Origin of the sequence: Pantoea sp. USHLN298 (assembly GCF_037149395.1) — a bacterium.
In the GTDB taxonomy this organism is placed as follows: Bacteria; Pseudomonadota; Gammaproteobacteria; order Enterobacterales; family Enterobacteriaceae; genus Pantoea; species Pantoea astica.
The window spans coordinates 571,030-597,634 of record NZ_JBBCRO010000001.1; the positions used below are offsets into that span (position 1 = coordinate 571,030).

Annotated in this window: 21 protein-coding genes; 11 read left to right on the forward strand and 10 right to left on the reverse strand. The window is 55.2% G+C overall.

Annotated elements, in window-relative coordinates:
- Positions 1-6: 6 nt before the first annotated feature.
- Entirely contained in the window at positions 7-1,407 is a 1,401-nt protein-coding gene (gene asnS / locus WFK59_RS02770) for an asparagine--tRNA ligase (RefSeq protein WP_233984715.1), read from the reverse strand.
- 157 nt (positions 1,408-1,564) lie between these two features.
- Complete coding sequence (gene pncB / locus WFK59_RS02775; protein WP_233984714.1) at positions 1,565-2,770, reverse strand: nicotinate phosphoribosyltransferase; 1,206 nt, start codon at positions 2,768-2,770, stop codon at positions 1,565-1,567.
- 244 nt (positions 2,771-3,014) lie between these two features.
- Here pncB and pepN point away from each other — a divergent pair, with 244 nt between their 5' ends.
- Positions 3,015-5,630 (forward strand): aminopeptidase N, encoded by a 2,616-nt coding sequence (pepN, locus tag WFK59_RS02780; protein WP_233984713.1) that lies wholly within the window; start codon positions 3,015-3,017, stop codon positions 5,628-5,630.
- 39 nt (positions 5,631-5,669) lie between these two features.
- Here the strand turns inward: pepN and ssuB are convergent, their stop codons facing one another.
- Genes ssuB through ssuE form a run of 5 tightly spaced genes read right to left on the reverse strand, consistent with a single transcriptional unit; the run spans position 5,670 to position 9,931 of the window.
- Complete coding sequence (ssuB, locus tag WFK59_RS02785; RefSeq protein WP_336754962.1) at positions 5,670-6,458, reverse strand: aliphatic sulfonates ABC transporter ATP-binding protein; 789 nt, start codon at positions 6,456-6,458, stop codon at positions 5,670-5,672.
- Positions 6,455-7,246, reverse strand: a complete 792-nt coding sequence (gene ssuC, locus WFK59_RS02790; RefSeq protein ID WP_094120121.1) for an aliphatic sulfonate ABC transporter permease SsuC — start codon at positions 7,244-7,246, stop codon at positions 6,455-6,457. The genes ssuB and ssuC overlap by 4 nt, the downstream gene beginning before the upstream one ends.
- Positions 7,247-7,256: 10 nt before the next feature.
- Complete coding sequence (ssuD, locus tag WFK59_RS02795; RefSeq protein WP_233984711.1) at positions 7,257-8,402, reverse strand: FMNH2-dependent alkanesulfonate monooxygenase; 1,146 nt, start codon at positions 8,400-8,402, stop codon at positions 7,257-7,259.
- A gap of 11 nt (positions 8,403-8,413) precedes the next feature.
- Positions 8,414-9,367, reverse strand: a complete 954-nt coding sequence (locus tag WFK59_RS02800; RefSeq protein WP_233984710.1) for a sulfonate ABC transporter substrate-binding protein — start codon at positions 9,365-9,367, stop codon at positions 8,414-8,416.
- A 12-nt stretch (positions 9,368-9,379) separates the two neighbouring features.
- A complete protein-coding gene (gene ssuE, locus WFK59_RS02805; protein WP_233984709.1) occupies positions 9,380-9,931 on the reverse strand; it encodes an NADPH-dependent FMN reductase in 552 nt (183 codons plus the stop codon).
- Positions 9,932-10,679: 748 nt separating this feature from the next.
- Between ssuE and WFK59_RS02810 the strand changes: the two genes are divergently transcribed.
- The 4 genes from WFK59_RS02810 (at position 10,680) to WFK59_RS02825 (ending at position 14,886) form a co-directional block, all read left to right on the forward strand.
- Complete coding sequence (locus tag WFK59_RS02810) at positions 10,680-11,660, forward strand: glycosyltransferase family 2 protein (protein WP_233984708.1); 981 nt, start codon at positions 10,680-10,682, stop codon at positions 11,658-11,660.
- A gap of 83 nt (positions 11,661-11,743) precedes the next feature.
- Positions 11,744-13,045 carry a flippase gene (locus WFK59_RS02815; protein WP_336754963.1) on the forward strand — a complete coding sequence of 434 codons (1,302 nt, stop codon included), beginning with the start codon at positions 11,744-11,746 and terminating at the stop codon, positions 13,043-13,045.
- A 134-nt stretch (positions 13,046-13,179) separates the two neighbouring features.
- Positions 13,180-14,190, forward strand: a complete 1,011-nt coding sequence (pyrD, locus tag WFK59_RS02820) for a quinone-dependent dihydroorotate dehydrogenase (protein ID WP_336754964.1) — start codon at positions 13,180-13,182, stop codon at positions 14,188-14,190.
- A 153-nt stretch (positions 14,191-14,343) separates the two neighbouring features.
- Positions 14,344-14,886, forward strand: coding sequence for a cell division protein ZapC (locus WFK59_RS02825; protein WP_233984705.1), 543 nt, complete (start codon positions 14,344-14,346; stop codon positions 14,884-14,886).
- A 2-nt stretch (positions 14,887-14,888) separates the two neighbouring features.
- Here WFK59_RS02825 and WFK59_RS02830 read toward each other — a convergent pair whose 3' ends face one another.
- Entirely contained in the window at positions 14,889-15,998 is a 1,110-nt protein-coding gene (locus tag WFK59_RS02830; RefSeq protein WP_233984704.1) for a YcbX family protein, read from the reverse strand.
- Between the two features lie 110 nt (positions 15,999-16,108).
- Here WFK59_RS02830 and rlmKL point away from each other — a divergent pair, with 110 nt between their 5' ends.
- The 6 genes from rlmKL (at position 16,109) to rmf (ending at position 24,078) form a co-directional block, all read left to right on the forward strand.
- Positions 16,109-18,223, forward strand: a complete 2,115-nt coding sequence (gene rlmKL, locus WFK59_RS02835) for a bifunctional 23S rRNA (guanine(2069)-N(7))-methyltransferase RlmK/23S rRNA (guanine(2445)-N(2))-methyltransferase RlmL (RefSeq protein ID WP_233984703.1) — start codon at positions 16,109-16,111, stop codon at positions 18,221-18,223.
- A 6-nt stretch (positions 18,224-18,229) separates the two neighbouring features.
- A complete protein-coding gene (locus WFK59_RS02840) occupies positions 18,230-20,149 on the forward strand; it encodes an ABC transporter ATP-binding protein (RefSeq protein WP_233984702.1) in 1,920 nt (639 codons plus the stop codon).
- 15 nt (positions 20,150-20,164) lie between these two features.
- Complete coding sequence (gene pqiA, locus WFK59_RS02845) at positions 20,165-21,433, forward strand: membrane integrity-associated transporter subunit PqiA (RefSeq protein WP_233984701.1); 1,269 nt, start codon at positions 20,165-20,167, stop codon at positions 21,431-21,433.
- A complete protein-coding gene (gene pqiB / locus WFK59_RS02850; RefSeq protein ID WP_233984700.1) occupies positions 21,420-23,063 on the forward strand; it encodes an intermembrane transport protein PqiB in 1,644 nt (547 codons plus the stop codon). Before pqiA ends, pqiB begins: the two co-directional genes overlap by 14 nt.
- The gene (pqiC, locus tag WFK59_RS02855; protein WP_233984699.1) at positions 23,060-23,629 is read left to right on the forward strand and encodes a membrane integrity-associated transporter subunit PqiC; all 570 of its coding nucleotides are present in this window, start codon (positions 23,060-23,062) and stop codon (positions 23,627-23,629) included. The genes pqiB and pqiC overlap by 4 nt, the downstream gene beginning before the upstream one ends.
- Before the next feature lie 281 nt (positions 23,630-23,910).
- Positions 23,911-24,078 (forward strand): ribosome modulation factor, encoded by a 168-nt coding sequence (rmf, locus tag WFK59_RS02860; protein ID WP_072050988.1) that lies wholly within the window; start codon positions 23,911-23,913, stop codon positions 24,076-24,078.
- Between the two features lie 68 nt (positions 24,079-24,146).
- Here rmf and fabA read toward each other — a convergent pair whose 3' ends face one another.
- Together fabA and WFK59_RS02870 are read right to left on the reverse strand one after the other, a co-directional pair.
- Complete coding sequence (fabA, locus tag WFK59_RS02865; RefSeq protein WP_008925876.1) at positions 24,147-24,665, reverse strand: bifunctional 3-hydroxydecanoyl-ACP dehydratase/trans-2-decenoyl-ACP isomerase; 519 nt, start codon at positions 24,663-24,665, stop codon at positions 24,147-24,149.
- 68 nt (positions 24,666-24,733) lie between these two features.
- Complete coding sequence (locus WFK59_RS02870; protein WP_233984698.1) at positions 24,734-26,602, reverse strand: AAA family ATPase; 1,869 nt, start codon at positions 26,600-26,602, stop codon at positions 24,734-24,736.
- Between the last annotated feature and the right edge of the window lie 3 nt (positions 26,603-26,605).

A 26,605-nucleotide genomic window follows, 5' to 3' on the forward strand; every position in this document is an offset into this window, starting at 1 on the left:
TGAAAGTTAGAAACTTGCGTTGCGTGGAGTGCGTGGGAACGGAATTACATCCCTGACATTCTGTACGCCGGTCACATAGGCGATTAAACGTTCAAAGCCTAATCCGAAGCCAGAATGTGGCACGGTGCCATAGCGACGAAGGTCACGATACCACCAGTAATCTTCTTTATTCAGGCCCATCTCTTCGAGACGTGCGTCGAGCACATCCAGACGTTCTTCACGCTGGGAACCGCCGATAATTTCACCGATGCCAGGTGCCAGGACATCCATTGCTGCAACAGTTTTGCCGTCGTCATTCAGGCGCATATAGAACGCCTTAATGTCTTTCGGATAGTTCTTCACCACTACCGGCGCTTTAAAATGTTTCTCGGCCAGGTAACGTTCATGTTCAGAGGAGAGATCGATTCCCCACGAGACCGGGTTTTCGAAGGTCTGACCACAATTCATCAGAATCTCAACCGCGTCGGTGTAATCAACCTGGGCGAAATCGGTGGTAATGAAACGCTGCAGGCGCTCAACCGCTTCTTTATCTACGCGCTCGGCAAAGAAGGCCATGTCATCGGCACGCTCTTCCAGCACCGCGTTGAAGACATATTTCAGCATCGCTTCTGCCAGCGCAGCGGCATCATCCAGTGATGCAAAGGCAATTTCCGGCTCCAGCATCCAGAATTCCGCCAGATGGCGACTGGTGTTGGAGTTCTCTGCGCGGAACGTCGGGCCAAAGGTGTAGATTTTTGACAGGGCGCTGGCATAGGTTTCGCCGTTCAGCTGGCCGGAAACGGTCAGGAAGGCTTCTTTACCAAAGAAATCTTCGCTGAAATCGACCTTGCCCTGATCGTTGCGCGGCAGGTTTTCAAGGTCCAGCGTCGAGACGCGGAACATCTCGCCAGCCCCTTCGGTATCGGAAGCGGTAATCAGCGGCGTCGAAACCCAGAAGTAACCATTTTCATGGAAAAAGCGATGCAGCGCCTGCGCCAGGGTATGACGGACGCGGGCAACAGCACCAATCAGGTTGGTGCGTGGACGCAGGTGAGCCACCTCACGCAGATACTCGATGCTGTGACGCTTCGCCGCCATCGGGTAGCTGTCAGGATCTTCCACCCAGCCGACGACTTCAACATGGGTCGCCTGAATCTCAAAAGCCTGGCCCTGACCGGGTGAGGCCACCACGGTGCCGGTGATAATCACCGAACAGCCGGTAGTCAGACGCAGAACTTCATCCTGATAATTATTCAGAGAATTATTGACGACTGCCTGAACGGGATTAAAGCAGGAGCCGTCGTAAACGGCGATGAAGGAAAGACCGGCTTTTGAATCTCTTCGGGTACGCACCCAACCACGTACGGTGACTTCACTGTCAACCGCGACGCGACCGTGCAGTACGTCCGCTACAGGCACTACGCTCATAAATATCTCTCTATATAGAAGAAGTGAGTAAAAAGTTCCCCAGACCGGGGTTTTGCTATGTTACTTGCGAGTCTTCAGGAAACAAGCAAAATTGCGGCGGAACGGAAGATTTATTACAGCAGAAGCGGGGCGGATCAACGCCCCGATGAGAAAGGATTTAACTCGCTTTTTTCACCAGCGGCAAATCAAAGGCTTTGCGCAGGGCTCTGACAAAGGCCTTATCCTGGCAGATGGTTTTGCCGGGGCTATCAGAGAGTTTTGCTACCGGCTTGCCGTTGCACTGCACCAGTTTAATCACAATGTTCAGCGGCGTGACGCCCGGAATATCACAGGTGAGACGGGTTCCGATACCAAAAATGACGCTGGTGCGCTGACCAAAATGACGGTAAAGCGCCAGCGCTTTGTCGAGATTAAGATTGTCAGAGAAGACCAGCGTCTTGCTTTGCGGGTCGATGCCCAGCTTCTGATAGTGCGCCAGCGCTTTTTCGCCCCATTCAACCGGATCACCCGAGTCGTGGCGCAGCCCCTGATAGCGTCGGGCAAACACCGGACCAAAGTCGCGCAGGAAGGCATCCATGGCGATGCAGTCGGTCAGGGCGATGCCGAGCTGGCCATCATATTCATCCAGCCACGCCTGCAGCGCGGCGCGCTGGCTGTTGGCCAGGACCGGGCTGATCTGCTGGAACGCCTGGAACCACTCGTGCGCCTGGGTGCCGACCGGTGTCAGCGACAGACGGCGCGCCAGATCGTAATTACTGGTGCCGATTAGCCACGGGAAATCCTGTTTCAGCGTCGCCACAATCGCCTGCTGTACCTCCTGCGAATAGCGACGGCGGGTTCCAAAATCCATCAGCTGAAAGCGGGACATATCCAGATCGGCGACCTGCGTCTTAAAGGTGGCGAGTTTTTGCTGCAGATGGTCAACGGCCTGTTGAGCGGTGACCTGAGGCGTGCGATGGCGATGCACCACTTCGCTGATCAGCGCCAGCAGCGGCACTTCCCACAAAATCACTTCACGCCACGGCCCCTGAATGCGCAGTTCCAGTTGGCCGTGGTGATTGCGCACCTCAACCTGATCGGGGTTATAACGAAAATCGCGCAGCCAGTTCAGATAATCCTGCTGAAAGAAGGGCAGGCGGGATAACCACTGATACTCATCATCGGTCAGCGCCAGCGTTTGCATTGCGCGAATCGCATCACGAATCTCATCAGCGTAAAGGCCCAGCAATTCGTCGCCGCGGCAGCGAAACTCCGCCGCCACCGTGACATCGTGATAGCGGTGGAACACGGCTTGCTGCATGTGGAGCTTATAAGCGTCCGTATCGAGCAGCGAGGTCAGTATCGGGGAAGCATGTCCTGTCATGGCGCGTTTCAGCATCCTGTTCGGTGGCGCAGAGCCCGGTGTTGTACACAGTCTAAAAGACGCGAAAGTATAATTCAGTCATTAACGCCAATCACAGCATATTTCACTGTCGTGGGTCGAGGCCAATCTGTGCCATTGTTAACAGATTGTAGCCATTTCACCCATTACGTGCATTGTGCGTGGCAAGCTTGTATTAACAAGCTTAGACTTTGCCAGGTAAACTTATAACAACGCGAGACGGAATATGACGCAACAGCCCCAAATTAAGTATCGCCACGACTATCGTGCGCCGGATTACACCATCACCGACATCGATTTAACCTTTGAACTGGATGCGTCGACCACCCGCGTAACGGCGATCAGTCAGATTAAACGCCTCGGTGACAGCCAGGCTGAATTGCGTCTGGACGGCGAAGAGTTAACCCTGATCGCGATTGAGGTAAACGGAGAGCCCTGGACTGACTATCGCGAAGAAGAGGGCGCGCTGGTGCTGAGCCAGCTGCCAGAGAGCTTCACTCTTAAAATCATCAATGATATCCATCCGGATCAGAACACGGCGCTGGAAGGGTTATACAAATCAGGCGAGGCGCTTTGTACCCAATGTGAGGCTGAAGGCTTCCGTCATATTACCTGGTATCTGGATCGCCCCGATGTGCTGGCGCGTTTCACCACCACCCTTTTTGCCGATGGCGAACGTTATCCGTACCTGCTTTCGAACGGTAACCGCATCGACAGCGGACGTGACGAGCAGGGCCGCAGCTGGGTCAAATGGCAGGACCCGTTCCCCAAGCCGTGCTACCTGTTTGCGCTGGTAGCGGGTGATTTCGACGTGCTGCGCGACAGTTTCACCACCCGTTCGGGACGCGACGTGGCGCTGGAAATTTTTGTCGATCGCGGCAATCTTGATCGCGCCGACTGGGCGATGACCTCGCTGAAAAACAGCATGAAGTGGGATGAAGAGCGTTTCGGGCTCGAATATGACCTCGACATCTTTATGATCGTGGCGGTCGATTTCTTCAATATGGGTGCGATGGAGAATAAAGGCCTCAACGTCTTCAACGCCAAATATGTGCTGGCGAAAGCGGAAACCGCCACCGATAAAGATTACCTCGGCATTGAAGCGGTGATCGGCCACGAATATTTCCATAACTGGACCGGCAACCGCGTTACCTGCCGTGACTGGTTCCAGCTCAGCCTGAAAGAGGGACTGACGGTATTCCGCGATCAGGAGTTCAGTTCAGACCTCGGCTCACGCGCGGTAAATCGCATCGACAATGTGCGTATCGTGCGCGGTGCACAGTTTGCTGAGGATGCCAGCCCGATGGCGCACCCGATCCGCCCGGATCAGGTCATTGAAATGAATAACTTCTACACCCTGACGGTGTATGAGAAAGGATCGGAAGTGATCCGTATGCTGCACACTCTGCTGGGCGAAGCCAGTTTCCAGAAAGGGATGCAGCTCTACTTTGATCGCCACGACGGCAGTGCGGCCACCTGTGACGATTTTGTGCAGGCGATGGAAGATGCCTCTAACGTCGATCTGTCACAGTTCCGCCGCTGGTACAGCCAGTCTGGAACCCCGGTGCTGACGGTGCGCGATGACTATAACCCGGAACTGGAGCAGTATACGCTGCACGTCACCCAGCACACGCCAGCGACTGCCGATCAGAAAGAGAAGCTGCCGCTGCACATCCCGCTTGATATCGAACTTTATGATAATGAAGGTAAGGTGATCCCGTTGCAGCACAACGGTCATCCGGTGCATCACGTACTGAATGTCACCGAAGAGTTTCAGACCTTTATTTTTGATAACGTTTACTTCCAGCCGGTGCCGTCGCTGTTACGTGAATTTTCTGCGCCGGTGAAGCTCGATTACAAATGGAGCGATGCGCAGCTCACCTTCCTGATGCGTCATGCGCGCAACGATTTCTCACGCTGGGATGCGGCACAGAGCCTGCTGGCAACCTATATCCGTCTCAACGTGGCACGCTATCAGCAGGGACAACACCTGTCGCTGCCGCTGCATGTGGCGGATGCGTTCCGGGCGGTGCTGCTGGATACCGACTGCGATCCGGCGCTGACCGCGCTGATTCTGACCTTGCCGACTGAAAATGAGATCGCCGAACTGTTCGATGTTATCGATCCACAGGCGATTGCCCTGGTACGTGACGCACTGCAGCGCACGCTGGCGCGTGAACTGGCTGACGAGTTCTTTGCGATTTATAACGCCAATCAGCAGAGTGAATACCGGGTTGAGCATGCGGCGATTGGTCAGCGCAGCCTGAAAAATATCTGCCTGAACTATCTGGCGTTTGGCGATGCGCAACTGGCAGATAAGCTGGTGCAGACGCAATATCATCAGGCCACCAACATGACCGATGCGCTGGCGGCGCTCTCCGCTGCGGTGTCGGCGCAGCTGCCGTGCCGGGATGCGTTGCTGGCGGCCTACGATGAACGCTGGCACCAGGATGGTCTGGTTATGGATAAGTGGTTTGTGTTGCAGGCCACCAGTCCGGCTTCGAACGTGCTGCGTAACGTGCGTCAGCTACTGAATCACCGCTCCTTCAGCATGAGTAACCCGAACCGCGTGCGTTCGCTGGTTGGGGCCTTTGCCTCCGCCAACCCGTCTGCGTTCCACGCCAAAGATGGCAGCGGTTATAAATTCCTGCTGGAGATGCTGATCGATCTCAACACCCGTAACCCGCAGGTCGCGGCACGGATGGTGGAACCATTGATTCGGCTGAAACGCTATGACGAGGATCGTCAGGCGATGATGCGCGATGCGCTGGAACAGCTGAAAGGGCTGGAAAAGCTGTCGGGCGATCTCTATGAGAAGATCACCCGGGCGCTGAACGCCTGATAGCAAAATGGCGGAGGCCGCTGGGCTCCGCCATTTTTTTTAGCGTTGTCGGGCCATACGGACCGGTTGTGCCGGTGCCGTACGGCGCATCACGCGATCCAGCACCTCCGCCTCCAGCTCTGCCAGCCGTGGCGAGCCACGCCGTCTGGGACGCGGCAGATCGACCAGCAGATCCAGACCAATCTCGCCTTCCTCAATCAGCAGCACCCGATCCGCCATCGCCACCGCTTCACTCACATCATGGGTCACCAGCAGAACGGTAAAATGATGCTGCTGCCACAGGGATTCAATCAGCTCCTGCATTTCGATGCGGGTCAGGGCATCCAGCGCCCCCAGCGGCTCATCCAGCAGCAGCAAACCTGGCCGATGAATCAACGCCCGGGCCAGCGCCACACGCTGTTTCTGTCCGCCGGAGAGGGTCGCGGGCCACTCATTAGCCCGATCGGCCAGCCCGACCGCTGCCAGCGCATCCTGCGCCGCACTGCGCCATGCCGTGCCTTTCAGGCCGAGGCCGACATTATCAATCACCTTTTTCCACGGCAGCAGACGCGCGTCCTGAAACATCAGGCGGGTATCGTCGCGCGCCGACTGTAACGGCGCATTACCCGCCAGCAGCTGGCCGCTGGAGGTCTGCTCCAGCCCGGCCAGCAGACGCAGCAGGGTACTTTTACCGCAGCCGCTACGGCCGACGACCGCCACAAACTGGCCCGACGGAATATGCAGATCGATATGGTTCAGGATAGTGCGGCTGCCATACTGCTTGCTGACGTTGTTAACGCCGACCGGGGTGCCGGTGTTGAGGCGCGCCGGGGAAAGTGTCTGACTCATGCGTTCTCCTCCTTCAGTTGATAAGCCGGATGCCAGCGCAGCCAGACGCGTTCCAGCAACAACGCGGCGACATCAGCCAGTTTACCGAGCAGGGCATACAGAATGATGGCGACCACCACCACATCGGTCTGCAGAAATTCCCGCGCATTCATCGCCAGATAACCGATGCCGGAGTTAGCCGAAATGGTTTCCGCCACGATCAGCGTCAGCCACATCAGGCCGAGCGCAAAACGGACGCCGACCATGATATTCGGCAGCGCGCCAGGCAGGATCACCTGGATAAACAGGCTCCAGCCAGAGAGGCCATAACTGCGCGCCATCTCCACCAGCCCGCGATCGATATTGCGAATGCCGTGATAGGTATTGAGATAGATCGGAAACAGCGTACCGAGCGCCACCAGGAAGATTTTCGCCGACTCATCGATACCGAACCACAGAATCACCAGCGGGATCAGCGCCAGATGGGGCACGTTACGCAGCATCTGCACCGAAGTATCCAGCAGCCGTTCGCCGGTACGTGAGGTGCCGGTAATCAGCCCGAGCAGCAGCCCGATGGAACCGCCGATAGTGAAACCAATCAGCGCCCGCCAGCTACTGATCGCCAGGTGTTGCCACAGTTCGCCGCTGGCGGCCAGCTGCCAGAACGTGGTCACGATTTTTTCCGGCGCCGGCAGAATGCGGGTCGATAACCAGCCGGTTTGCGAGGCGATCTGCCATGCCACCACCAGCAGAGCGGGCAGCACCCACGGCACCAGCGTATCAGCGAGACGTTTACCTGTTCTGGCCATCATGCTCTCCTCAGCCCCGGGCAACTTTTTTCTCAGGGGTAAAATCGTTGGCAACCGCTTCACCGTGCGCCTGAACGACGCGCGGCTGTGGCACCAGCGGAACCTGCAAATCGAGATGCGGGAACAGCAGTTCACCGACGCGATAAGCCTCTTCCAGATGCGGATAGCCCGACAAAATAAAGGTTTCAATCCCCAGCGCTTCATACTCTTTGATGCGCGCCGCTACCGTGGGTCCGTCACCGACCAGTGCGGTTCCTGCACCACTGCGCACCAGACCGACACCGGCCCACAGGTTCGGGCTGATCTCCAGCTTGTCGCGCCGGCCGCCGTGCAGCGCGGCCATCCGGCGCTGACCGACAGAATCGGCCCGCTGAAAGGCAGCCTGCGCTTTAGCGATGGTGGCATCATCGACATTGGCAATCAGTTTATCAGCCGCCTGCCAGGCCTCTTCATTGGTCTCACGTACAATCACATGCAGACGAATGCCGAAACGTACCGACCGGCCCTGAGCCGCGGCTTTGGCTCGCACCTGATCAATTTTCTCTTTCACCTGCGCCGGCGGTTCACCCCAGGTGAGATAGACATCAACCTGTTCAGCCGCCAGATCCTGAGCCGGTTCCGAAGAGCCACCAAACCACAATGGCGGACGCGGTTGCTGTACCGGCTTAAACATCAGGCGGGCACCGCGCACCTTAACGTGTTTGCCTTCGTAATCGACCGTTTCACCCTCCAGCACCCGACGCCAGACGCGGGTAAATTCAGCGGACTCGGCGTAACGCTCCCGATGGTCGAGAAAGACGCCGTCGCCTGCCAGCTCTTCCGGATCGCCGCCGGTGACCAGATTAAACAGTGCGCGACCGTTGGATAAGCGATCCAGCGTCGCCGCCTGTCGCGCCGCCTGGGTCGGTGAAATCACGCCCGGACGCAGCGCGACCAGAAAACGCAGGCGCTGGGTGACCGGAATCAGCGAGGCGGCAACCAGCCAGGCATCCTCACAGGAGCGGCCGGTCGGGATCAGCACGCCGCCAAAACCGAGACGATCAGCCGCCTGCGCAACCTGTTGCAGATAGGCGTGATCCACCGGGCGCGCACCTTCTGCGGTGCCAAGATAGTGGCCGTCGCCATGCGTCGGCAGAAACCAGAATATGGATACCATTTTTTTGCTCCTTATTGCGTCACGGTAGGGGATTGCCAGATACGATCGCGAATCGATAGTTTCACTGGCAGCAGATGATTGGCATAGAACAGGTCAGCGGTATGCTGTTGTGCCTCCGCGGTTTTGTCGCTAACCGGCGTAATGGTGGTGGGCGGTCGATGGCTGAGATAGCTGGCAATCACCGGTTCGGGTAAACCTATCGCCTGCGCTAACAGCGTAATACTCTGCGGGCGCTGGCTGCGGGTCAGCGCATCGGCGGCGCTAAAGGTATCCAGCACCTGCTGAATGAAGGCACCGTGTGCCTCGGCATAGCTGCGGGTGGCTAAATAGAACGACCCGGTCAGATTGAGTTTGCTGCCATCCACCAGCACGCGTGAGTTGCCCTGTAACAGCACTGACGAGTAGTAGGGATCCCAGATCGCCCAGGCATCGACATTTCCCTGCTGGAATGCGGCACGCGCATCAGCTGGCGTCAGATAAACCGGGGTGATGTCTTTGAAGCTCAGGCCTGCCTGTTGCAGGGCGCGCAGCAGTAAATTGTGCGAGCTGGAGCCTTTCTGAAAGGCGACTTTCTTGCCTTTCAGATCCGCGACCTGCTGCAGCGCGCTGGTTTTCGGGACCAGAATCACTTCCGCCTGCGGCTTTGGCGGTTCCGAACCGACATAGAGCAGGTCCGCGCCGGCGGCCTGTGCGAACAGCGGCGGAAGATCGCCGGTGCTGCCGAGATCAATACTGTTCACATTCAGCGCTTCCAGCATCTGTGGACCCGCCGGAAACTCTATCCACTGAATTTTGGTGTGTGGAAAACGCTTCTCTAACAGCTGATGCGATTTCGCCAGCACCATACTGACTGAACCCTTTTGATATCCAATGCGAATCTGTGCCGGATCGGGCTGCGCGGCCTGTGCCTGTAGCCCAGCCAGTAACAATCCCGCCGTCAGCCATTTTGCTAATGTCAGTTTCATTCATCTGCTCCTTTATACTGCGTGTGCAACGGGATGGTGATGACGAGTCAGCGCCAGCCAGAACGCGGCTACCGCATCATCCAGGCGCTGCGCCAGCGAATCCTGCAGTTGCGGCTGACGGTCGTAATGCTGGATCTGGTTATCTTCGGCATAAACGCCATGCAGAATTTCCTGTGCTTTCAGCGCGTTGAGTACCGGCTTTAAGGCGTAGTCGAGCGCCAGCATATGACCGGCACTGCCGCCACTGGCCAGGGGCAGCACAACCTTGTGCTCCAGCGCGCGCTCCGGCAGCAGGTCGAGCAGGGTTTTCAGCGCGCCGGAAAAAGAGGCTTTATAAATTGGCGTCGCCACGATCAGGCCATCGGCGGCGGCCAGATCGTCCTGTAAGGCCAGCAGCGCTGGGGCATCGAAGCGCGCATTGATCAGGTCGTCGGGCTGGAAGTTATGAATATTCCACGGAATGACTTCGATACCCCGTGCTTCCAGTTTGTGCTGACACAGCGTCAGTAATGAAGTTGAGCGTGAGGGAAACCGTGGGCTGCCTGCCAGCGTAATAACTCGCATCGTCACTCCTTATAACTAAAAGTTATTGATTATCTAATGTTGAGAACTTATGCCTTCATACTGTCAGAGCCGCGAGAGGGGCTTAAATGATTTATCTGGCAAACTAAGGGTGAAAACTGCAAATAGGCGGGCAGGGTGATAAGCGGCGTCAGAACCGGTTCCGATAATTCTTAAATTTCCCCTAATCCGGACAATCACTCATTAAAAGCGATGATGCGAGATTGCAAAATTAGCGAACCGCCGCGGTTAAATCATCCAGCGGCTGATTGCTTAAACATTCTTATTATGGTTAAGCAGTGATTAAACGGGGCGGGAAAAGAAGAAAGGGAAAAAAACGATATAAAATCAAACCCTCTGTCGGTGTCACGCGGGAAAATGTTCAGATTAATTGCAGAAACGTTAGTGAAACGAAAAGAATGGAATGATGAAGATATTCACGGTTTCAGGTATTCGCTTACACTTTCCCGATTCTGGTTACCGCGACTTTTTGCCGGCAATTTAAATCAAACCTCAACCGTTTTAACATCGCACCGCGCTATAGATGCAACTTATTTAACAGTGGCGGCGATCTGAACACTTCGATCGTTTTTTCCCGACTGGTCTTTATCGGCTTAACCGGTTTAAGATAATCAGGCTCAATGTAAGCAGCCCTAATAACACACTATTCTTTTCGACGTTTCGCCTCTGGTCAGGACCTGCATCAGGCAGGTGAACCGTATTGTCATTTTCTAACAGCAGAGAAATGCCTATGTCTGACATCCTTTTATCGGTAATTATTCCGACTTACAATGTTGAAAAATATATTGTCGAGTGCGTTGATTCTTTATTACGCCAGGTAAAAGCGCCCAATGAAATAATCATTGTTAATGATGGATCAACTGATGGCACGCTGGCCCTGATTGAACAGAATTATTCGCACCTTTCACAGGTCAAAGTGATCACCATTGAAAATGGCGGTCTGGGTAATGCCCGCGATACCGGTATCGCGCTGGCACAGGGCGAGTTCCTTTTCTTCTGTGACCCGGATGATGTGGTGGTTGACGGGCTGGTGGCAGAACTGGCAACCGTCGCAGAAAAACATCCTCAGACCGACCTGTTCTGCTTTAATTCCTGCGTTTACGAAGATGGTCATATCGAGATCACCTCGCCTAAAGTAAAACACGATCAGTTTGGTTTGCAGCCCCCGCAGGAAGCCTTTATGCGTCTGTTGCGAAACGGCAGTTACACCTCGGCAGTCTGGAACTATGCGATCAAAAAAAGTGTTATAGAGCAGCATAAATTACGTTTCGTTCGCCGGATTCATGAAGACCACAATTTTACGCTGGCGGTATTTATGAAATGTCAGCAGGCGTGGGTCAGTCGTCAGGTTTATTATAAACAGCGTATCCGTAGCGGTTCGCTTACTAACAGTACCAAAGGTGATGAGTTTTTCTTTCAGCGTTATGATGCCTTTATGCATGCCTACAATACGCTGAGCAGTTCCCAGGCTAAATCAGAATGGCGGGCCACGCTGGAGAAAGCCTATTTAACTCACTCTTTCCGCCTGATGATCTATTTATCGCTGTATAACCAGACGCCGGTACCAGAATATGTCAGGAATGCGATTCGCTTTATGGGGCGAGACGTTAAAACTCAGAACTTTAAAGAGTGGTTGCTGTTTAATCAGCCGGATCTGTTTATTGCATTACAGCGTTACAAAGTAAAAAAGGAAATTAACCGCGCAGCCTGATTCTGAAAAGTGTGTAGCGATATTGTTTATGCCTTAGCGAAATGAGAAGGTGAGACATGCAATGTGTATAAGGTTGTTGCGACATGGCAAAAGTTCTTGATAAAAGTCTGATAGTTAATATCTTCTCGCTGCTGGCGTACCGCGGCGCCTCGTTTCTGTTTCCGCTGGCGACGTTACCCTATCTGGCCCGTATTCTGGGTGTTGAGCAGATGGGGACCCTGGCACTGGCCATTGCCTGTGTGCTCTATTGCAGCACCATCTCCGACTGGGGATTCAATGTCTTTACCACCAAAGATATTGCTCAGCATCGTGATGACAAAGCGCGGGTCAGCCAGCTGTTCTGGTCAACCTTTAATGCCAAACTGATGCTGCTGGTGCTCACCAGTGGCACCCTGCTGACGGCAACCTGGTTTAATCCCGCCTGGCATCCGCTGTTCTTTATTATCCTCGCCAACTGCACCACGCTGATCGGCTCGCTGTTCTCCTTCGGCTGGCTGATGCAGGGATTTGAGAAGCTCGGTAAAACGGCGGTGATCGCCACCTTTGGTAACTTCTGTGCCATCCCGCTGACTTTTCTGCTGGTCAAAACCCCGGCTGATACCTGGCTGGCTGCCCTGATTCCAGGTGCGGTTTCGATTATCAGTGCCGCCATTACGCTGAAGTTTGTGCTGGAGATGAAGGTCATTGGCCGTTACCGCTTTGAGCCACGCGAAATTAAACAGCGCATCACCGACAGCATGGATGTGTTTATCGCCATTGCCGGTGCCAACCTGTTTAACAGCGTTAACGTGGTGATCCTCGCGTCGTTTACCTCGCACTATATGGTGGGGATTTACAACGGGGCGGATCGCCTGCGTAAAGCGGCCAACTCGGTGCCGGAACAGATCGGTAGCGCCTTTTTCCCGCGCGTCAGTCACCTGTTCGGGCGCGATAAGCGTGCCGCAATCGCTGCGACGCGCAAAAGTCTGCTGCTCTCTTTCTCTCTCAGCCTGTCGATCGTGATATTTACCTGGCTGTTTGCCGATCAGGTGGTGTCGCTGCTCCTGGGCAAAGCCTTTATGCCGTCGGCTGACGTGCTGCGGGTATTTGTGCTCTGCTTCCTGTTCGGCAATATCTCTTATCCGGCGGGCTTACAGATCCTGATCCCACATGGCCTGGCGCGCCAGCGTATGATGGTGATGATGGCGGCGGGAGTGATTAACGTGCCGCTCTGCTGTCTGCTGGCCTGGCAATATGGCGCGATTGGCGCAGCCTGGTCGATGGTGCTGGCGGAAGCGTTCGTCTGCATTGGCATTTTCGGCATCATGCTGCGTCGCGGTATTCTGCGCGAATATCTGTTTCCGGCTGACGCCCCAATCAGCCCCGTAAACGATTCCGCGGGGTAAGATCAACTCCCGTTCAGATACTTTCCCGCATCCCCGCCGTTCGATTTACTTTTGCGCCAGAGCACTTTACCATTCTGGCGCACATTTTCCCGTGCACCGACTTTCACGATTGCTTCCGTCCTTCAGGAGAGTGCATGTTTTATCCTATCGTCCGACCGGCGCTGTTTAAACTCGACCCCGAACGCGCGCACGAACTCACCTTTCAGCAACTGCGTTTTATGAGCGGCACGCCGCTGGAAGGGTTATTCCGCCAGAAACTGCCGTCACGTCCGGTAACCTGCATGGGATTAACCTTTAAAAATGCCCTCGGCCTGGCGGCAGGTCTGGATAAAAACGCCGAATGTATTGACGCGTTTGGTGCCATGGGATTCGGTTTTGTTGAAGTTGGCACCGTCACGCCGCGCGCCCAGCCGGGGAATGACAAACCGCGGATGTTTCGTTTAGTCGAAGCGGGCGGCATTATTAATCGCATGGGGTTCAACAATCTTGGTGTCGATCACCTGGTCGAGAACGTGAAAAAATCGCGATTTACGGGCGTGCTGGGGATTAATATCGGCAAAAATAAAGATACGCCGGTCGAGCAGGGCAAAGAGGATTATCTGATCTGCATGGAGAAGGTCTATGCCCATGCCGGTTATATCGCCATCAATATCTCCTCACCGAACACGCCGGGTTTACGCTCACTGCAATATGGCGAAGCACTGGACGATCTGCTGGCCTCAATCAAACAAAAACAAAAAGAGCTGGAACAGCGTCACTTAAAATATGTGCCGGTGGCGGTAAAAATTGCGCCCGACCTTTCTGAAGATGAGTTAATTCAGGTCGCTGACAGTTTAGTTCGTCATCAGATAGATGGCGTGATTGCTACCAATACCACCCTGGATCGTTCACTGGTCAGTGGTCTTAAATATGCGGAAGAAGCGGGTGGGCTAAGCGGCCGTCCGGTCCAGTCGCGCAGCACCGCGGTGATTCAGCGTCTCTCCCAGGAGCTGAAAGGTCAGCTGCCGATCATTGGCGTTGGCGGGATTGATTCACTGACGGCGGCACGCGAAAAGATCGCTGCGGGTGCGACGCTGGTCCAGATTTATTCAGGCTTTATTTATCAGGGACCCGGATTAATTAAAGATATCGTCACTTATCTCTAAGACATTTCTTACTATCGCAGGCCGGGGGGTTTATTTATCCTTCCGGCTCGTTTATATTTTGGCCTGTTGCACGAATTTTCAGCTTTTCCTTATGTTTCATTTTTCGCTGAATTCTGCGTGATTTTTGGCGCAGCGGTAAATACAGGGCACACTATGAAAATCAAACCTGATGATAACTGGCGTTGGTATTTTGACGCCAGCCACGACCGAATGATGCTCGACCTGGCTGACGGTATGCTTTTTCGTTCCCGTTATTCGCGCAAAATGCTCACTCCGGACGCGTTTAATCAATCCGGCTTTTGTGTTGATGACGCTGCGCTCTTTTTCACTTTTGAAGAGACCTGTCGCCAGTGTAAGTTGAGCAGCCAGCACCGCGCAGAACTGGTGTTAAATGCGCTGGTGGCGTCGCGATTCCTGAAACCGCTGATGCCGAAAAGCTGGCATTTCACCTCTTATGCGCCCGCTATGCGGCCAAACGTGGGTGAGATGGTGCAGGTGACGCTGGCGGAAAATGGCGAACAGGCGCGTCTGCTGGTGGTTGAAAACGGTGATAACGCCGCGCTATGCCTGCTGGCGCAGCCTGGCCTGACCCTGGCGGGAAAAGCGATGGTGCTCGGCGATGCCATCAAGGTGATGAACGACCGCCTGCAACCTTACTGTCAGGATATTATTCCGCGCTACGCTCGCGCCGTCTGACTTCAGTTCAGCTCCACATCGCCAGCCGGGATACAGCTGCAACTTAACAGCGTGCCGTCCTGACGAATGGCGCTTTGCTTCAGCGCCTTAACCTCGCCCGCTACCAGCCTGAGTTTACAACTGCCGCATAAACCCGCCCGACAGGAGTAGGGGATGCGGAAACCCTGCATCTCCAGCTGCTCCAGCAAGACCTGCTGATTATCGCCGGTAAAGGTCTGGCCCTGAAACGTAATCTTCACCGCTGAGGGTGCCTGTTGCTGCGGTTCCAGTGTCTCAACCACTGCGCCGGCACCGTAGACGCGCGGCGTGTGGCGTTTAATCACGGTGACGTTATCGCCCGCCCGCACCACGCCCGAATTGCGGGCAATTAAATTCAGGCCAAAATCGACATCGCCGCTGCCATCCTGCGCGCTGCGAAAGCGTTGTAATGTTGCCAGCGGCTGGCCTGCCGGATGTTTATGCCCGGTTTCCGGGCTGACGGTGGTAAACACACAGCGGCTGCACGGCTTGGTGACCTCAAAAACCACCTCGCCAATCTGCAGTTCTGCCCAGCTGTCTTCTTCCCAGGCGGCGGGACCGCTGATCACCAGGTTCGGACGAAACTGTTCCATACGTACGCTGGCCGGGCAGCGCTGTTGCAGATCCTGTAACGACGCACTGTTGACCAGCAAGAAAGGAAAACCATCAGCAAAGCTGAGCGGGACCGTTTCAAAATGTCTGACCCGTCGGGTAGGTTGCGGGCCGACCCAGCGCAGTTGCACCTCGCGCGGAAAGAACTGGCTTAGCCACTGATTGATCGGCTCGGGCGCGATACGGGCGGTGAAATGATTACCCCAGACTTCGGTCGGATGGTCCTGCTGACTGAAATCGCTGAAGCGGATGGGGATATGACTGCCGTCCGGCGCCTGCAGCAGCAGGCCATCAGGTAACAGAACCGGCGTAAAACGGACCATCTCCGGATACTGCCGCGCGGTAATAAAGGTTCCATCAGGTTCAGTCACCATAAACAGGCGATCAAACGCCAGTCCACTGTCTGACACCTGCGCATGTGACAGTTGCAGTCCCCGCATTGACTTCACAGGATGAATAAATAAGCGGGAAAGCGTAATCATGGTGTTCTCCTTGAACCCGACGCGCACGACAAAAGTAGCTAACTTTATGACATAGGTCTGCGATTCGCTATAATGCGCGACAATTTTCTCAAGAGTTAAAAAGTGACGATATGAATTCTCTGTTTGCCAGCACGGCGCGTGGGCTCGAAGAGCTGTTAAAAAGTGAGCTGGACGCGCTGGGCGCGCAGGATTTGCAAGTGGTGCAGGGCGGCGTCCACTACCAGGCCGATGAGCGCGTCATGTACCAAAGCCTGATGTGGAGCCGTTTAGCCTCACGTATCCTGCTGCCGCTGGGAGAGTTTGGCGTCTACAGCGATCTGGATCTTTACCTTGGCGTGCAAAGTGTTGACTGGCCGACGATGTTCGGCAGTGATAAAACCTTTGTAGTGCACTTCAGCGGCACCAACGATTCGATTCGCAACAGCCAGTTCGGCGCTCTGAAAGTGAAAGACGCCATTGTCGATAGCTTCACCCGCCAGAACCTGGAGCGTCCGAATGTGGATCGCGAACAGGCGGACATCCGCATCAACGTCTGGCTGAATGACGATCGCGCCAGCATTGCGCTGGATCTGAGCGGCAGCGCGCTGCATCAGCGCGGCTACCGTCAGCAGACCGGCCAGGCGCCGCTGAAAGAGAACCTGGCAGCGGCGATTGTGCTGCGCTCAGGCTGGCAGCCGACCACACCGCTGATCGATCCAATGTGTGGTTCAGGTACGCTGCTGATTGAAGCGGCGCTGATCGCCTGCGATCGTGCGCCTGGCCTGTTGCGTAAGCACTGGGGCTTCACGGCGTGGAGTCAGTTCAACGCTGCGCTGTGGCAGGAAGTGAAAACCGAGGCGCAGAACCGCGCCCGTAACGGCACGGCGGCAACCCAGGCGCGCTTCTTTGGCTATGACAACAATGGTCGGGTGCTGGAGTGGGCGCAGGCCAATGCCCGGCGTGCTGGCGTGTTCGAACTCTTTACCTTCGCTCAGCAGGATTTGCTCAAGCTGACCAATCCGGTCGATCCGCTGATCCACGGCACGGTGCTGAGTAATCCGCCTTACGGTGAACGTCTGGAGAGCGAGCCAGCGCTGATTGCGCTGCACAGCCAGCTCGGACGTCTGATGAAGCTGCACTTTGGCGGCTGGAATCTGTCGCTGTTCAGCGCGTCACCGGAGCTGCTGAGCTGTCTGCAACTGCGTGCCGATCGCCAGTTCAAAGCAAAAAATGGCCCGCTGGATTGCGTACAGAAAAATTATCAGCTGTCGGTCAACAGCGGTGAGAGCGCCGGGCAGATCGCGGAAGATTATGCCAACCGTCTGCGTAAAAACCTGAAGAAGCTGGATAAGTGGGCGCGTCAGGAAGGCATTGAGTGCTACCGCATTTATGATGCCGATTTGCCAGATTATAACGTCGCGGTCGATCGTTACGCTGACTGGGTCATTATCCAGGAATATGCACCGCCGAAAACCATCGATCCGAATAAAGCGCGTCAGCGTCTGTTCGATGTGATCAGCGCCACGCTGACCGTGCTCGAACTGCCCGCTGACCGTCTGATTCTGAAAACGCGTGAACGCCAGAAAGGTAAAGCGCAGTATCAGAAGCTGGGCGAGAAGGGCGACTATTTCGAAGTGAAAGAGTTTAATGCGCGCTTCTGGGTCAATCTGACCGATTATCTCGACACCGGTCTGTTCCTTGATCACCGTATTGCGCGCAAAATGCTGGGTCAGATGAGTCAGGGGAAAGATTTCCTCAACCTGTTCGCTTACACCGGCACCGCCAGCGTCCATGCTGGTCTGGGCGGCGCGCGGTCTACCACTACGGTAGATATGTCGCGAACCTATCTGGAGTGGGCGGAGCGCAATTTACGGCTCAATGGCCTGACCGGGCGGCAGCACCGTCTGATGCAGGCTGATTGCCTGAGCTGGCTGAATGAAAGTGATGAGAATTTTGACCTGATCTTTATCGATCCGCCAACCTTCTCAAACTCAAAACGAATGGAAGAGAGCTTCGATGTCCAGCGCGATCACATGATGCTGATGCGCAACCTGAAGCGCCTGCTGCGCCGCGGTGGCACCATCATGTTCTCCAACAACAAACGTGGTTTCAAAATGGATATGGATGGTCTGAAGGCGTTGGGTCTGCAGGCGCAGGACATTACCCAGAAAACGCAGTCGCAGGACTTCGCGCGTAACCGTCAAATTCACAACTGCTGGCTGATCACTCACGCCGGTAAGGAATAAGTTTACATGTCATTAATCAGTATTCACGGCGCTTATCTCTCCTTCAGCGATGCGCCGCTGTTAGACAACACCGAACTGCACATCGAAGAGAACGAACGCGTCTGTCTGGTGGGCCGTAACGGTGCCGGTAAATCGACCCTGATGAAGATCATCAATGGCGAACAACCGCTGGATGATGGTCGCATCGTCTATGAAACCGATTTAGTTGTTGCGCGTCTGCAGCAGGACCCGCCACGCAATATTACCGGTTCCGTTTATGACTTCGTCGCCGAAGGCGTGGAAGAGCAGGCCGAACATCTCAAGGCTTATCACGCCATTTCCCATGTGGTGATGGAGGACCCCAGCGATAAAAACCTCAATGAGATGGCGCGTCTGCAAAGCATTCTCGACCATCAGAATTTGTGGCAGCTGGAAAGCCGCATCAATGATGTGCTGGAACAGATTGGTCTGGAGCCTGATACCGAACTCTCTTCGCTGTCGGGCGGCTGGCTGCGTAAAGCGGCGCTGGGCCGTGCGCTGGTCAGCAATCCGCGCGTACTGATGCTGGATGAGCCAACTAACCACCTCGATATCGAAACCATCGACTGGCTGGAAACGTTCCTGAAGAACTTCAGCGGCAGCATTGTCTTTATCTCCCATGACCGTTCGTTTATTCGCAACATGGCGACGCGAATTGTCGATCTCGACCGCGGCAAGCTGGTCTCCTGGCCAGGCAATTATGATCTCTATCTGGAAGGGAAAGAGGAAGCGCTGCGCGTTGAAGAGATGCAGAACGCGGAATTTGACCGCAAGCTGGCGCAGGAAGAGGTCTGGATTCGCCAAGGTATCAAAGCGCGTCGTACCCGTAATGAAGGCCGTGTGCGTGCGCTGAAAGCGTTGCGTCGTGAACGTTCAGAACGTCGCGAAGTGATGGGTAAAGCCAATATGCAGGTGGGCGAAGCCTCCCGATCCGGCAAAATCGTGTTTGAGCTGGAAAACGTCGACTATGCGGTTGATGGCAAAGTGCTGGTGAAAGACTTCTCTACCCAGGTGATGCGTGGCGATAAAATTGCCCTGATCGGCCCGAACGGCTGCGGTAAAACCACGTTACTGCGCCTGATGTTGCAGCAGTTGCAAGCCGATCATGGTCGCGTGCATTCCGGCACCAAGCTGGAGGTCGCCTACTTCGACCAGCACCGCGCCGAACTCGATCCGGATCGCACCGTGATGGATAACCTGGCAGAAGGTAAACAGGAAGTGCTGGTCAACGGCAAGCCGCGGCATGTGCTGGGTTACCTGCAGGACTTCCTGTTCCATCCGAAACGCGCCATGACGCCGGTGCGCGCCTTGTCCGGTGGTGAGCGTAACCGCCTGTTGCTGGCACGTCTGTTCCTGCGTCCCAGCAACCTGATGATCCTCGATGAACCGACCAACGACCTCGACGTGGAAACGCTGGAGCTGCTGGAAGAGTTGATTGATGGCTATCAGGGTACCGTGCTGCTGGTGAGCCACGATCGTCAGTTTGTCGACAATACGGTAACCGAGTGCTGGATCTTTGAAGGCAACGGTGAGATTGGCACCTTCGTCGGTGGCTATCACGATGCCCAGCAACAGCGTGCGGCTTACAAGCAGCAGAAAGCGTCGGCTCCGGCCAAAACCGGCGGCAGTGTGGCAAAACCTGCGGCAGAGAAAAGTGATACTGCCAAACGCAGCGCCAACAAACTAAGCTATAACCTGGCGCGTGAGCTGGAACAGTTGCCGCAAAAGCTGGAACAGCTGGAAGCGCGCATTGGTGAACTGCAGGCGAAAATGAGTCATCCGGATTTCTTCAGCCAGGCCCACGACCAGACCCAACCGGTACTGGACAATCTGGCGCAGGCTGAGCAGGAACTGGAAACCGCTTTCGCGCGCTGGGAAGAGCTTGAATCAATGAAAAACGGCGCGTAGATCAAGGGATAACGGATGTGTTCAGCAGATAAAAGTGACGCGTGGATGCTCTGTCCACAATGCGATTTAATGAATAAGCTGCCGGACATTCCCGTTGGCAGCCGTGCCTCATGCCCGCGCTGCCACACTTCTCTTACGGCAAACTGGCACGAGCCACGCAAACGGCCAACCGGTTATGCGCTGGCGGCTCTGTTTATGCTGCTGCTGGCCAATCTGTTTCCGTTTATCACCATGAAAGTGGCCGGGCTCAGCAGTCAGATCAGCCTGGCCGAGATACCGCAGGTGATGGTGTCAGAAGACTACAGCAGTCTGGCGACCCTGTTCCTGCTGTTTGTACAGGCTATCCCGGCGTTCTGCATGGTCACTATCCTGCTGCTGGTGAATCCGGTTCCGTTACCGACCCGGCTGAAACTGGGGCTGGCGCGCATTCTGTTTCAGCTACGCAACTGGGGTATGGCTGAAATATTTATGGCGGGGGTGCTGGTCAGTTTCGTTAAGCTGATGGCTTATGGTGACATCGGGCTGGAAACCAGCTTCTGGCCTTGGTGCCTGTTCTGCCTGCTGCAGCTGCGGGCCTTTCAGTGCGTTGACCGGCGTCAGCTCTGGCAGAACATTGCGCCGATGCCGGCGCTGCCGCATCCTCCCCGGGTCGGTGTCACTGGCCTGCAGCAGGATTTACGCTCCTGTCCCTGCTGCACTGCCATTTTGCCGGCCACGCAGCGTCATTGTACGCGCTGCGGAGTGGTCGCTTCTGCGCGCCGTAAGCACAGCCTGCAATGGACGCTGTCGCTGCTGCTGACCTCCGTCATTCTCTATATTCCCGCGAATCTGATGCCGATCATGGTGACAGAAACGCTGGGGAGCGCGTATCCCTCCAATATCATGGCGGGCGTCATCTTACTCTGGAGCGACGGTTCTTATCCGGTGGCGCTGGTGATCTTTATCGCCAGCATTATGGTGCCGACGCTGAAAATGCTGGCGATTGGCTGGCTCTGCTGGGATGCAGGCGGACGCGGACGGCATGATAGCCACAAGATGCACCTGATTTATGAAGTGGTCGAGTTTGTTGGCCGCTGGTCGATGATCGACGTATTTGTGATTGCCGTGCTCTCTGCGCTGGTGCGCATGGGGCAACTGATGAGTGTTTATCCCGCGTGGGGCGCGGTGTTATTTGCGCTGGTGGTTATTCTGACCATGATTGCTGCAATGACCTTTGACCCGCGATTAACCTGGGATCGTGTACGCGAAAACAATGTAAAGGAGTCGCGCCTTGACGGAAATTAACCACGGCCACGCAAAGGTGGAGCAGATCAAGCGCTGGTCGCCGGTCTGGATTGTCCCCATCGTCACGCTGTTAATCGGCGGATGGATTCTGTTTTATCACTTCAGTCATCAGGGGCCGGAAGTGACCCTGATTACCGAAAATGCCGAGGGTATCGAAGCCGGCAAAACCACCATTAAAAGCCGCAGCGTGGATGTCGGCGTGGTGGAGAGCGCGGTACTGAGCGACGATCTGCATCACGTTGAAATCAAGGCCCGCCTCAATGCCGGGATGGGAAAACTGTTGCACAAAGACAGTGTTTTCTGGGTGGTGAAGCCGCAGATTGGTCGCGAAGGTATCAGCGGGTTGGGAACCCTGCTGTCGGGTGCCTACATTGAATTACAGCCGGGTACCAAAAGTGAAGCGCCAGAGCAGTTTAACCTGCTGGATGCGCCACCGTTAGCGCCGCCGGATGCCAAAGGGATTCGCATCATCCTCGACAGCAAAAAAGCTGGCCAGCTTAACCCGGGCGATCCGGTACTGTTCCGTGGCTATCGCGTCGGGACGGTGGAAACCAGCACCTTCGATACCGATAAACGCATGATGACCTATCAGCTGTTTATCGCGGCACCGTACGATCGGCTGGTAACCACCAATGTCCGCTTCTGGAAGGATAGCGGCATTGCTGTTGATATGTCCGCTTCCGGTATGCGGGTGGAAATGGGGTCGCTGACCACGCTGTTCAGCGGCGGCGTCAGCTTTGATGTGCCGGATGGCTGGGATCTGGGCCAGGCGGCGAAGAATCAGTCTGATTATCATCTGTTTGATGATCAACGCAGCATTCAGGACTCGCTGTATACCAATCATATTGATTATCTGCTGTTCTTTACCGACTCGATTCGTGGCCTGCAGGCCGGTGCACCGGTTGAATTCCGCGGCATTCGCCTGGGTACAGTGTCGGAAGCGCCGCTGATGAAAGCGGGCCTCGATCAGGCGCTGAACAATGATTACCGCGTTCCGGTATTGATTCGCATCGAACCGGATCGGTTTATCAGCCGACTGGGTGAGAACTTCGATCTGCAACAGCATCTGCAGGATGGTAAGAAGCGCGGGCTACGTGCCACGCTGAAAACCGGCAACCTGCTGTCAGGCGCGTTGTATGTTGATCTGGACTTCTACGACAATGCTCCAGCCTATAAAGGGCCGCAAAAAGTGTCGGGTTACGAAGTGATTCCGACCGTCAGCGGTGGTCTGAGCCAGATCCAGCAGAAGCTGATGGCGGCGCTGGATAAGATCAATGGCCTGCCACTTAACGGTATGATTAATGAAGCGACCGGCACGCTGAAAGAGAGCCAGAAAACGATGCGTGATCTGCAACGCACCATCGATAACGTCAATAAAGTCACGGCCAGCCCGGCAATGAAAACGCTGCCGGAAGATATGCAGCAGACATTGCGTGAGCTGAACCGTAGCATGAAAGGCCTGCAGCCAGGCTCGCCGGCTTACAGCAAGCTGGTCGGGGATATGCAGCGACTCGATCAGGTGCTGCGCGAACTGCAGCCGGTACTGAAAACGCTCAATACTAAGAGCAACGCGCTGGTGTTTGAGGCGAAACCGGGACAGGATCCCCAGCCTAAGAGGGCGAAACAGTGAAAAAAGGAATGATACTCTCTGCCGCGCTGCTGCTGAGCGCGTGCAGCAGCACCATCGATAATACCTGGTATCAGCTGCCTTCCGGGGCCGCCCCGATGAAGGTCAGCAGCAGCAGCCTGAATGAAGCGCAACCGATGTTGTGGGTGCAGCAGGTGACGGTACCGGATTATCTGGCGGGTAACGGGCTGGTTTATCAGACCAGTGACGTGAAATATGTTATTGCCGCCAATAATCTGTGGGCCAGCCCGCTCGATCAGCAGCTGCAGCAGACGCTGATTACCAACCTCAGCAAAGCTCTGCCAGGACGACTGGTGGCGGGTACGCCGATGGGTGCGCAGCACGACACGCTCAACGTGACCATCACCGGCTTCCAGGGCCGCTATGACGGCAAGGCAGTGATCAGTGGCGAGTGGACGCTGGAACATCAGGGCCGTCTGACCAAGCAGGCATTTAACCTGGCGCTGCCTCAGAATGAAGATGGCTACGATGCGCTGGTCAGAACGCTGGCGGCGGGCTGGCAGCAAACCGCACAGCAGATTGCCAACAGTACGGTTGCGTTAAATTAAGAAGAGTATGAATAAATAAGCTAAGCCCCTGATTTTTCGTTAAGCACGATTGACGAGAAACAGGGGCTTTTTTCTTAGCTTAATCAGCGGGATAGTGCTGTCATCCGCATCACAAAAAAGCATCATTTTGTCGGTCAGAGGTCACATTTATGACATTGGCGTGAAGATTGCGCATTGATCTTTGGGCGCGTAGCGGGTAGAACATTAGTGTGGTTGAACATTAATTCACCACCTTTTTCTTTCCACCAGATTCCACAGACCTTACATGAGGGACACGGAGTATGAAGAGACAGAAACGAGACCGCCTTGAGCGCGCCCATTCACGTGGTTATCAGGCAGGCATTACTGGACGCTCAAAAGAGATGTGTCCGTATCAGATGATTGACGCTAAGTCTCACTGGTTGGGAGGTTGGCGACAAGCCATGGAGGACAGGTCGGTCGCTGCCTAGCCGGATGTCACTGAAAAGGGAATATAACCTCCGCTGCGCGCGGAGGTTTTCGTTTCTGGGGGAAACGTTTAGAAAGCCGCCGTGTCTTTGAACAGGCCCACTTTCAGATCGCTGGCCGTATAGATCAGGTTGCCGTCGACCAGCACCTCGCCATCGGCAACGCCCATGACCAGTTTGCGGTTGATAACGCGTTTGAAATGGATACGGTAAGTCACTTTCTTCGCTTCAGGCAGGACCTGACCAGTAAATTTCACTTCACCCACGCCCAGCGCACGACCTTTACCTTCGCCGCCCAGCCATCCAAGATAGAAACCAACCAGTTGCCACATCGCATCCAGGCCTAAGCAGCCAGGCATGACCGGGTCGCCAATGAAGTGGCAGCCGAAGAACCAGAGGTCAGGATTGATATCCAGTTCAGCTTCAACAAAACCTTTATCATATTTGCCGCCGTCTTCGGTCATCTTGACCACGCGGTCCATCATCAACATGTTGCCTGACGGAAGCGGCGGACCATTTTCGCCAAACAGTTCACCACGACCTGACAGAATCAGGTCTTCTTTGGTATAGGATTCGCGTTTATCTACCATGTTTACAATAAGCCTTTTTTTAGTGAATCACGAATATTAGCGAACAGTTGTACGCTGAGCAAATCGGATTAACGGTGGTTAAACCAGTTAAGCCAGCGCAGTCCCCAGGGACGGTGCGGCGCGTCCGGCTGGTTCAGTTGGCTAATGCGTTCCTGAATGGTGCGCAGCAGGGTGTCGCCTTCACCATCCTCAGTATCCCAGACCTTGCCCGTCAGCAGCGGCAGGGCTTCATCAGCACGGTCAATCGCCCAGATATGAAAGCGACCTTGCTCAACCGCACTGACCACAGCCTGATTCAGACTCAGGTGTCGCACATTGCAGGCGGGTATAATCACGCCCTGCTGACCGGTCAGTTCACGCTGATGGCAGATATCAAAGAAGCCTTCGATTTTCTCGTTCAGACCGCCAACCGGCTGCACGTTACCGAACTGATCGACTGAGCCAGTGACGGCAATTTGCTGATTGACCGGCTGGTTAGCCAGCGCGCTGATCAGCGCACAGAGTTCAGCCAGCGAGGCGCTGTCGCCGTCCACTTCAGAATAGGACTGTTCAAATACCAGCGAAGCTGAGAAGGGCAGTTGCTGATCCAGTTCCAGCTCGGCAATCAGATAGGCCTGCATAATCATCATGCCTTTTGCATGAATGTTACCGCCCAGCTCGGCTTTGCGCTCAACATCGGTAAACTCGCCGTCGCCAGGATGCACCACACAGGTAATACGCGATGGATCACCCCAGGCGCGAGGATGGCCAGGATATTCCACTACCGACAGGCCGTTGATCTGACCGACCACTTCACCTTCAGTCTCAATCAGGATCTGTTTCAGCAGGATCTCATCGCGCATCCGCTCGTTGAGATAATTTTCACGCCACAGGCGAGCTTCCAGCGCATCACGCAGCGCTTCCGCATTGATTTTATCGCCCATCAGCGCGGACTCACGCATCTGACGCTGTAACCAGCGCGGGCAGAGCGGTAACGTCTCCTGATCGCCGCTGTAGCGTACGCCTTCTTTAATCAGCTCTGGCCAGAAATCGGTTTCCGGCAGCGGCAGCTCAGCCTGTTGTGCCAGATCGGCGGTCCAGCGGCACCAGGCAAGCATGTCATCTTCATCCAGAATCTGAATGTTCTCTTCAAATTCGGTATAGATAGCCATTTCATGGGCTTCAGGATCGAGCTCCTGAAAGTCAGCCAGTGCTTCACGATCGCCGCACAGCACCAGATTTAACTGGAGCGGCAGTGGCGGTATCGCGACCGGCAAGGGGCGTCGCTCATCCTGCGAGGTCCATTCAACATAGCCTTGCTCAATACATTTCTTCAGGCGTAACCAGAGAATAGGCTGGGTCATAAAACTGCGCAGCGTGAGCACCAGCGTGCCACCGTTGGCGCGATGGATCAGTCCCGGCTCAAGCTGAATACGATCTTTATACTGGCGGACACAACCAAACAGCTGTTCGGTTTCAATCCAGTCGGCGAAATGAATGCCACCCTGACTGGTGAAAGGGCGTTGAGGGTCTGAAGGGGGCTGCAGCGTGACGTTATCGGCCATGATATGGTAATCGCCACCATACAGCGTGGTGGATTCCTCCATGACGCGCTGCGCGGCCTGAGCAATCAGTGCCAGGTAGTCGCGATTTTCCTGGCTACGCACCAGCAGTAACGGGAATCCCTGCGACTGGTGATGTAAATGCGCCAGAGCATTCAGCAATCGGGGCTGTACCGCTGCCAGAGCATCGGTTTCTTCATCAGCAATTCGGGAAAAAACGGATTGGTATTGCGCGCTATCCGGCTGTAAGGTTTGCCACGTAAGTTGGGTGCTGGTCAAAATAATCGCATTTGTCTGATTTAAGAAAAGCGAGATTATACAGGATTCACCCTTGTTAAGCACTGCAGACTTCCTGTTGAAGATGTGACATTGACAGCATGTTTTTCGTTGCTGCATCCG

Bases quoted from the DNA above. Each gene is read 5' to 3' on its own strand.
- asnS (WP_233984715.1), bottom strand. From the start codon at position 1,407: ATGAGCGTAGTGCCTGTAGCGGACGTACTGCACGGTCGCGTCGCGGTT.
- pncB (WP_233984714.1), bottom strand. From the start codon at position 2,770: ATGACAGGACATGCTTCCCCGATACTGACCTCGCTGCTCGATACGGAC.
- pepN (WP_233984713.1), top strand. From the start codon at position 3,015: ATGACGCAACAGCCCCAAATTAAGTATCGCCACGACTATCGTGCGCCG.
- ssuB (WP_336754962.1), bottom strand. From the start codon at position 6,458: ATGAGTCAGACACTTTCCCCGGCGCGCCTCAACACCGGCACCCCGGTC.
- ssuC (WP_094120121.1), bottom strand. From the start codon at position 7,246: ATGGCCAGAACAGGTAAACGTCTCGCTGATACGCTGGTGCCGTGGGTG.
- ssuD (WP_233984711.1), bottom strand. From the start codon at position 8,402: ATGGTATCCATATTCTGGTTTCTGCCGACGCATGGCGACGGCCACTAT.
- WFK59_RS02800 (WP_233984710.1), bottom strand. From the start codon at position 9,367: ATGAAACTGACATTAGCAAAATGGCTGACGGCGGGATTGTTACTGGCT.
- ssuE (WP_233984709.1), bottom strand. From the start codon at position 9,931: ATGCGAGTTATTACGCTGGCAGGCAGCCCACGGTTTCCCTCACGCTCA.
- WFK59_RS02810 (WP_233984708.1), top strand. From the start codon at position 10,680: ATGTCTGACATCCTTTTATCGGTAATTATTCCGACTTACAATGTTGAA.
- WFK59_RS02815 (WP_336754963.1), top strand. From the start codon at position 11,744: ATGGCAAAAGTTCTTGATAAAAGTCTGATAGTTAATATCTTCTCGCTG.
- pyrD (WP_336754964.1), top strand. From the start codon at position 13,180: ATGTTTTATCCTATCGTCCGACCGGCGCTGTTTAAACTCGACCCCGAA.
- WFK59_RS02825 (WP_233984705.1), top strand. From the start codon at position 14,344: ATGAAAATCAAACCTGATGATAACTGGCGTTGGTATTTTGACGCCAGC.
- WFK59_RS02830 (WP_233984704.1), bottom strand. From the start codon at position 15,998: ATGATTACGCTTTCCCGCTTATTTATTCATCCTGTGAAGTCAATGCGG.
- rlmKL (WP_233984703.1), top strand. From the start codon at position 16,109: ATGAATTCTCTGTTTGCCAGCACGGCGCGTGGGCTCGAAGAGCTGTTA.
- WFK59_RS02840 (WP_233984702.1), top strand. From the start codon at position 18,230: ATGTCATTAATCAGTATTCACGGCGCTTATCTCTCCTTCAGCGATGCG.
- pqiA (WP_233984701.1), top strand. From the start codon at position 20,165: ATGTGTTCAGCAGATAAAAGTGACGCGTGGATGCTCTGTCCACAATGC.
- rmf (WP_072050988.1), top strand. From the start codon at position 23,911: ATGAAGAGACAGAAACGAGACCGCCTTGAGCGCGCCCATTCACGTGGT.
- fabA (WP_008925876.1), bottom strand. From the start codon at position 24,665: ATGGTAGATAAACGCGAATCCTATACCAAAGAAGACCTGATTCTGTCA.
- WFK59_RS02870 (WP_233984698.1), bottom strand. From the start codon at position 26,602: ATGCAGCAACGAAAAACATGCTGTCAATGTCACATCTTCAACAGGAAG.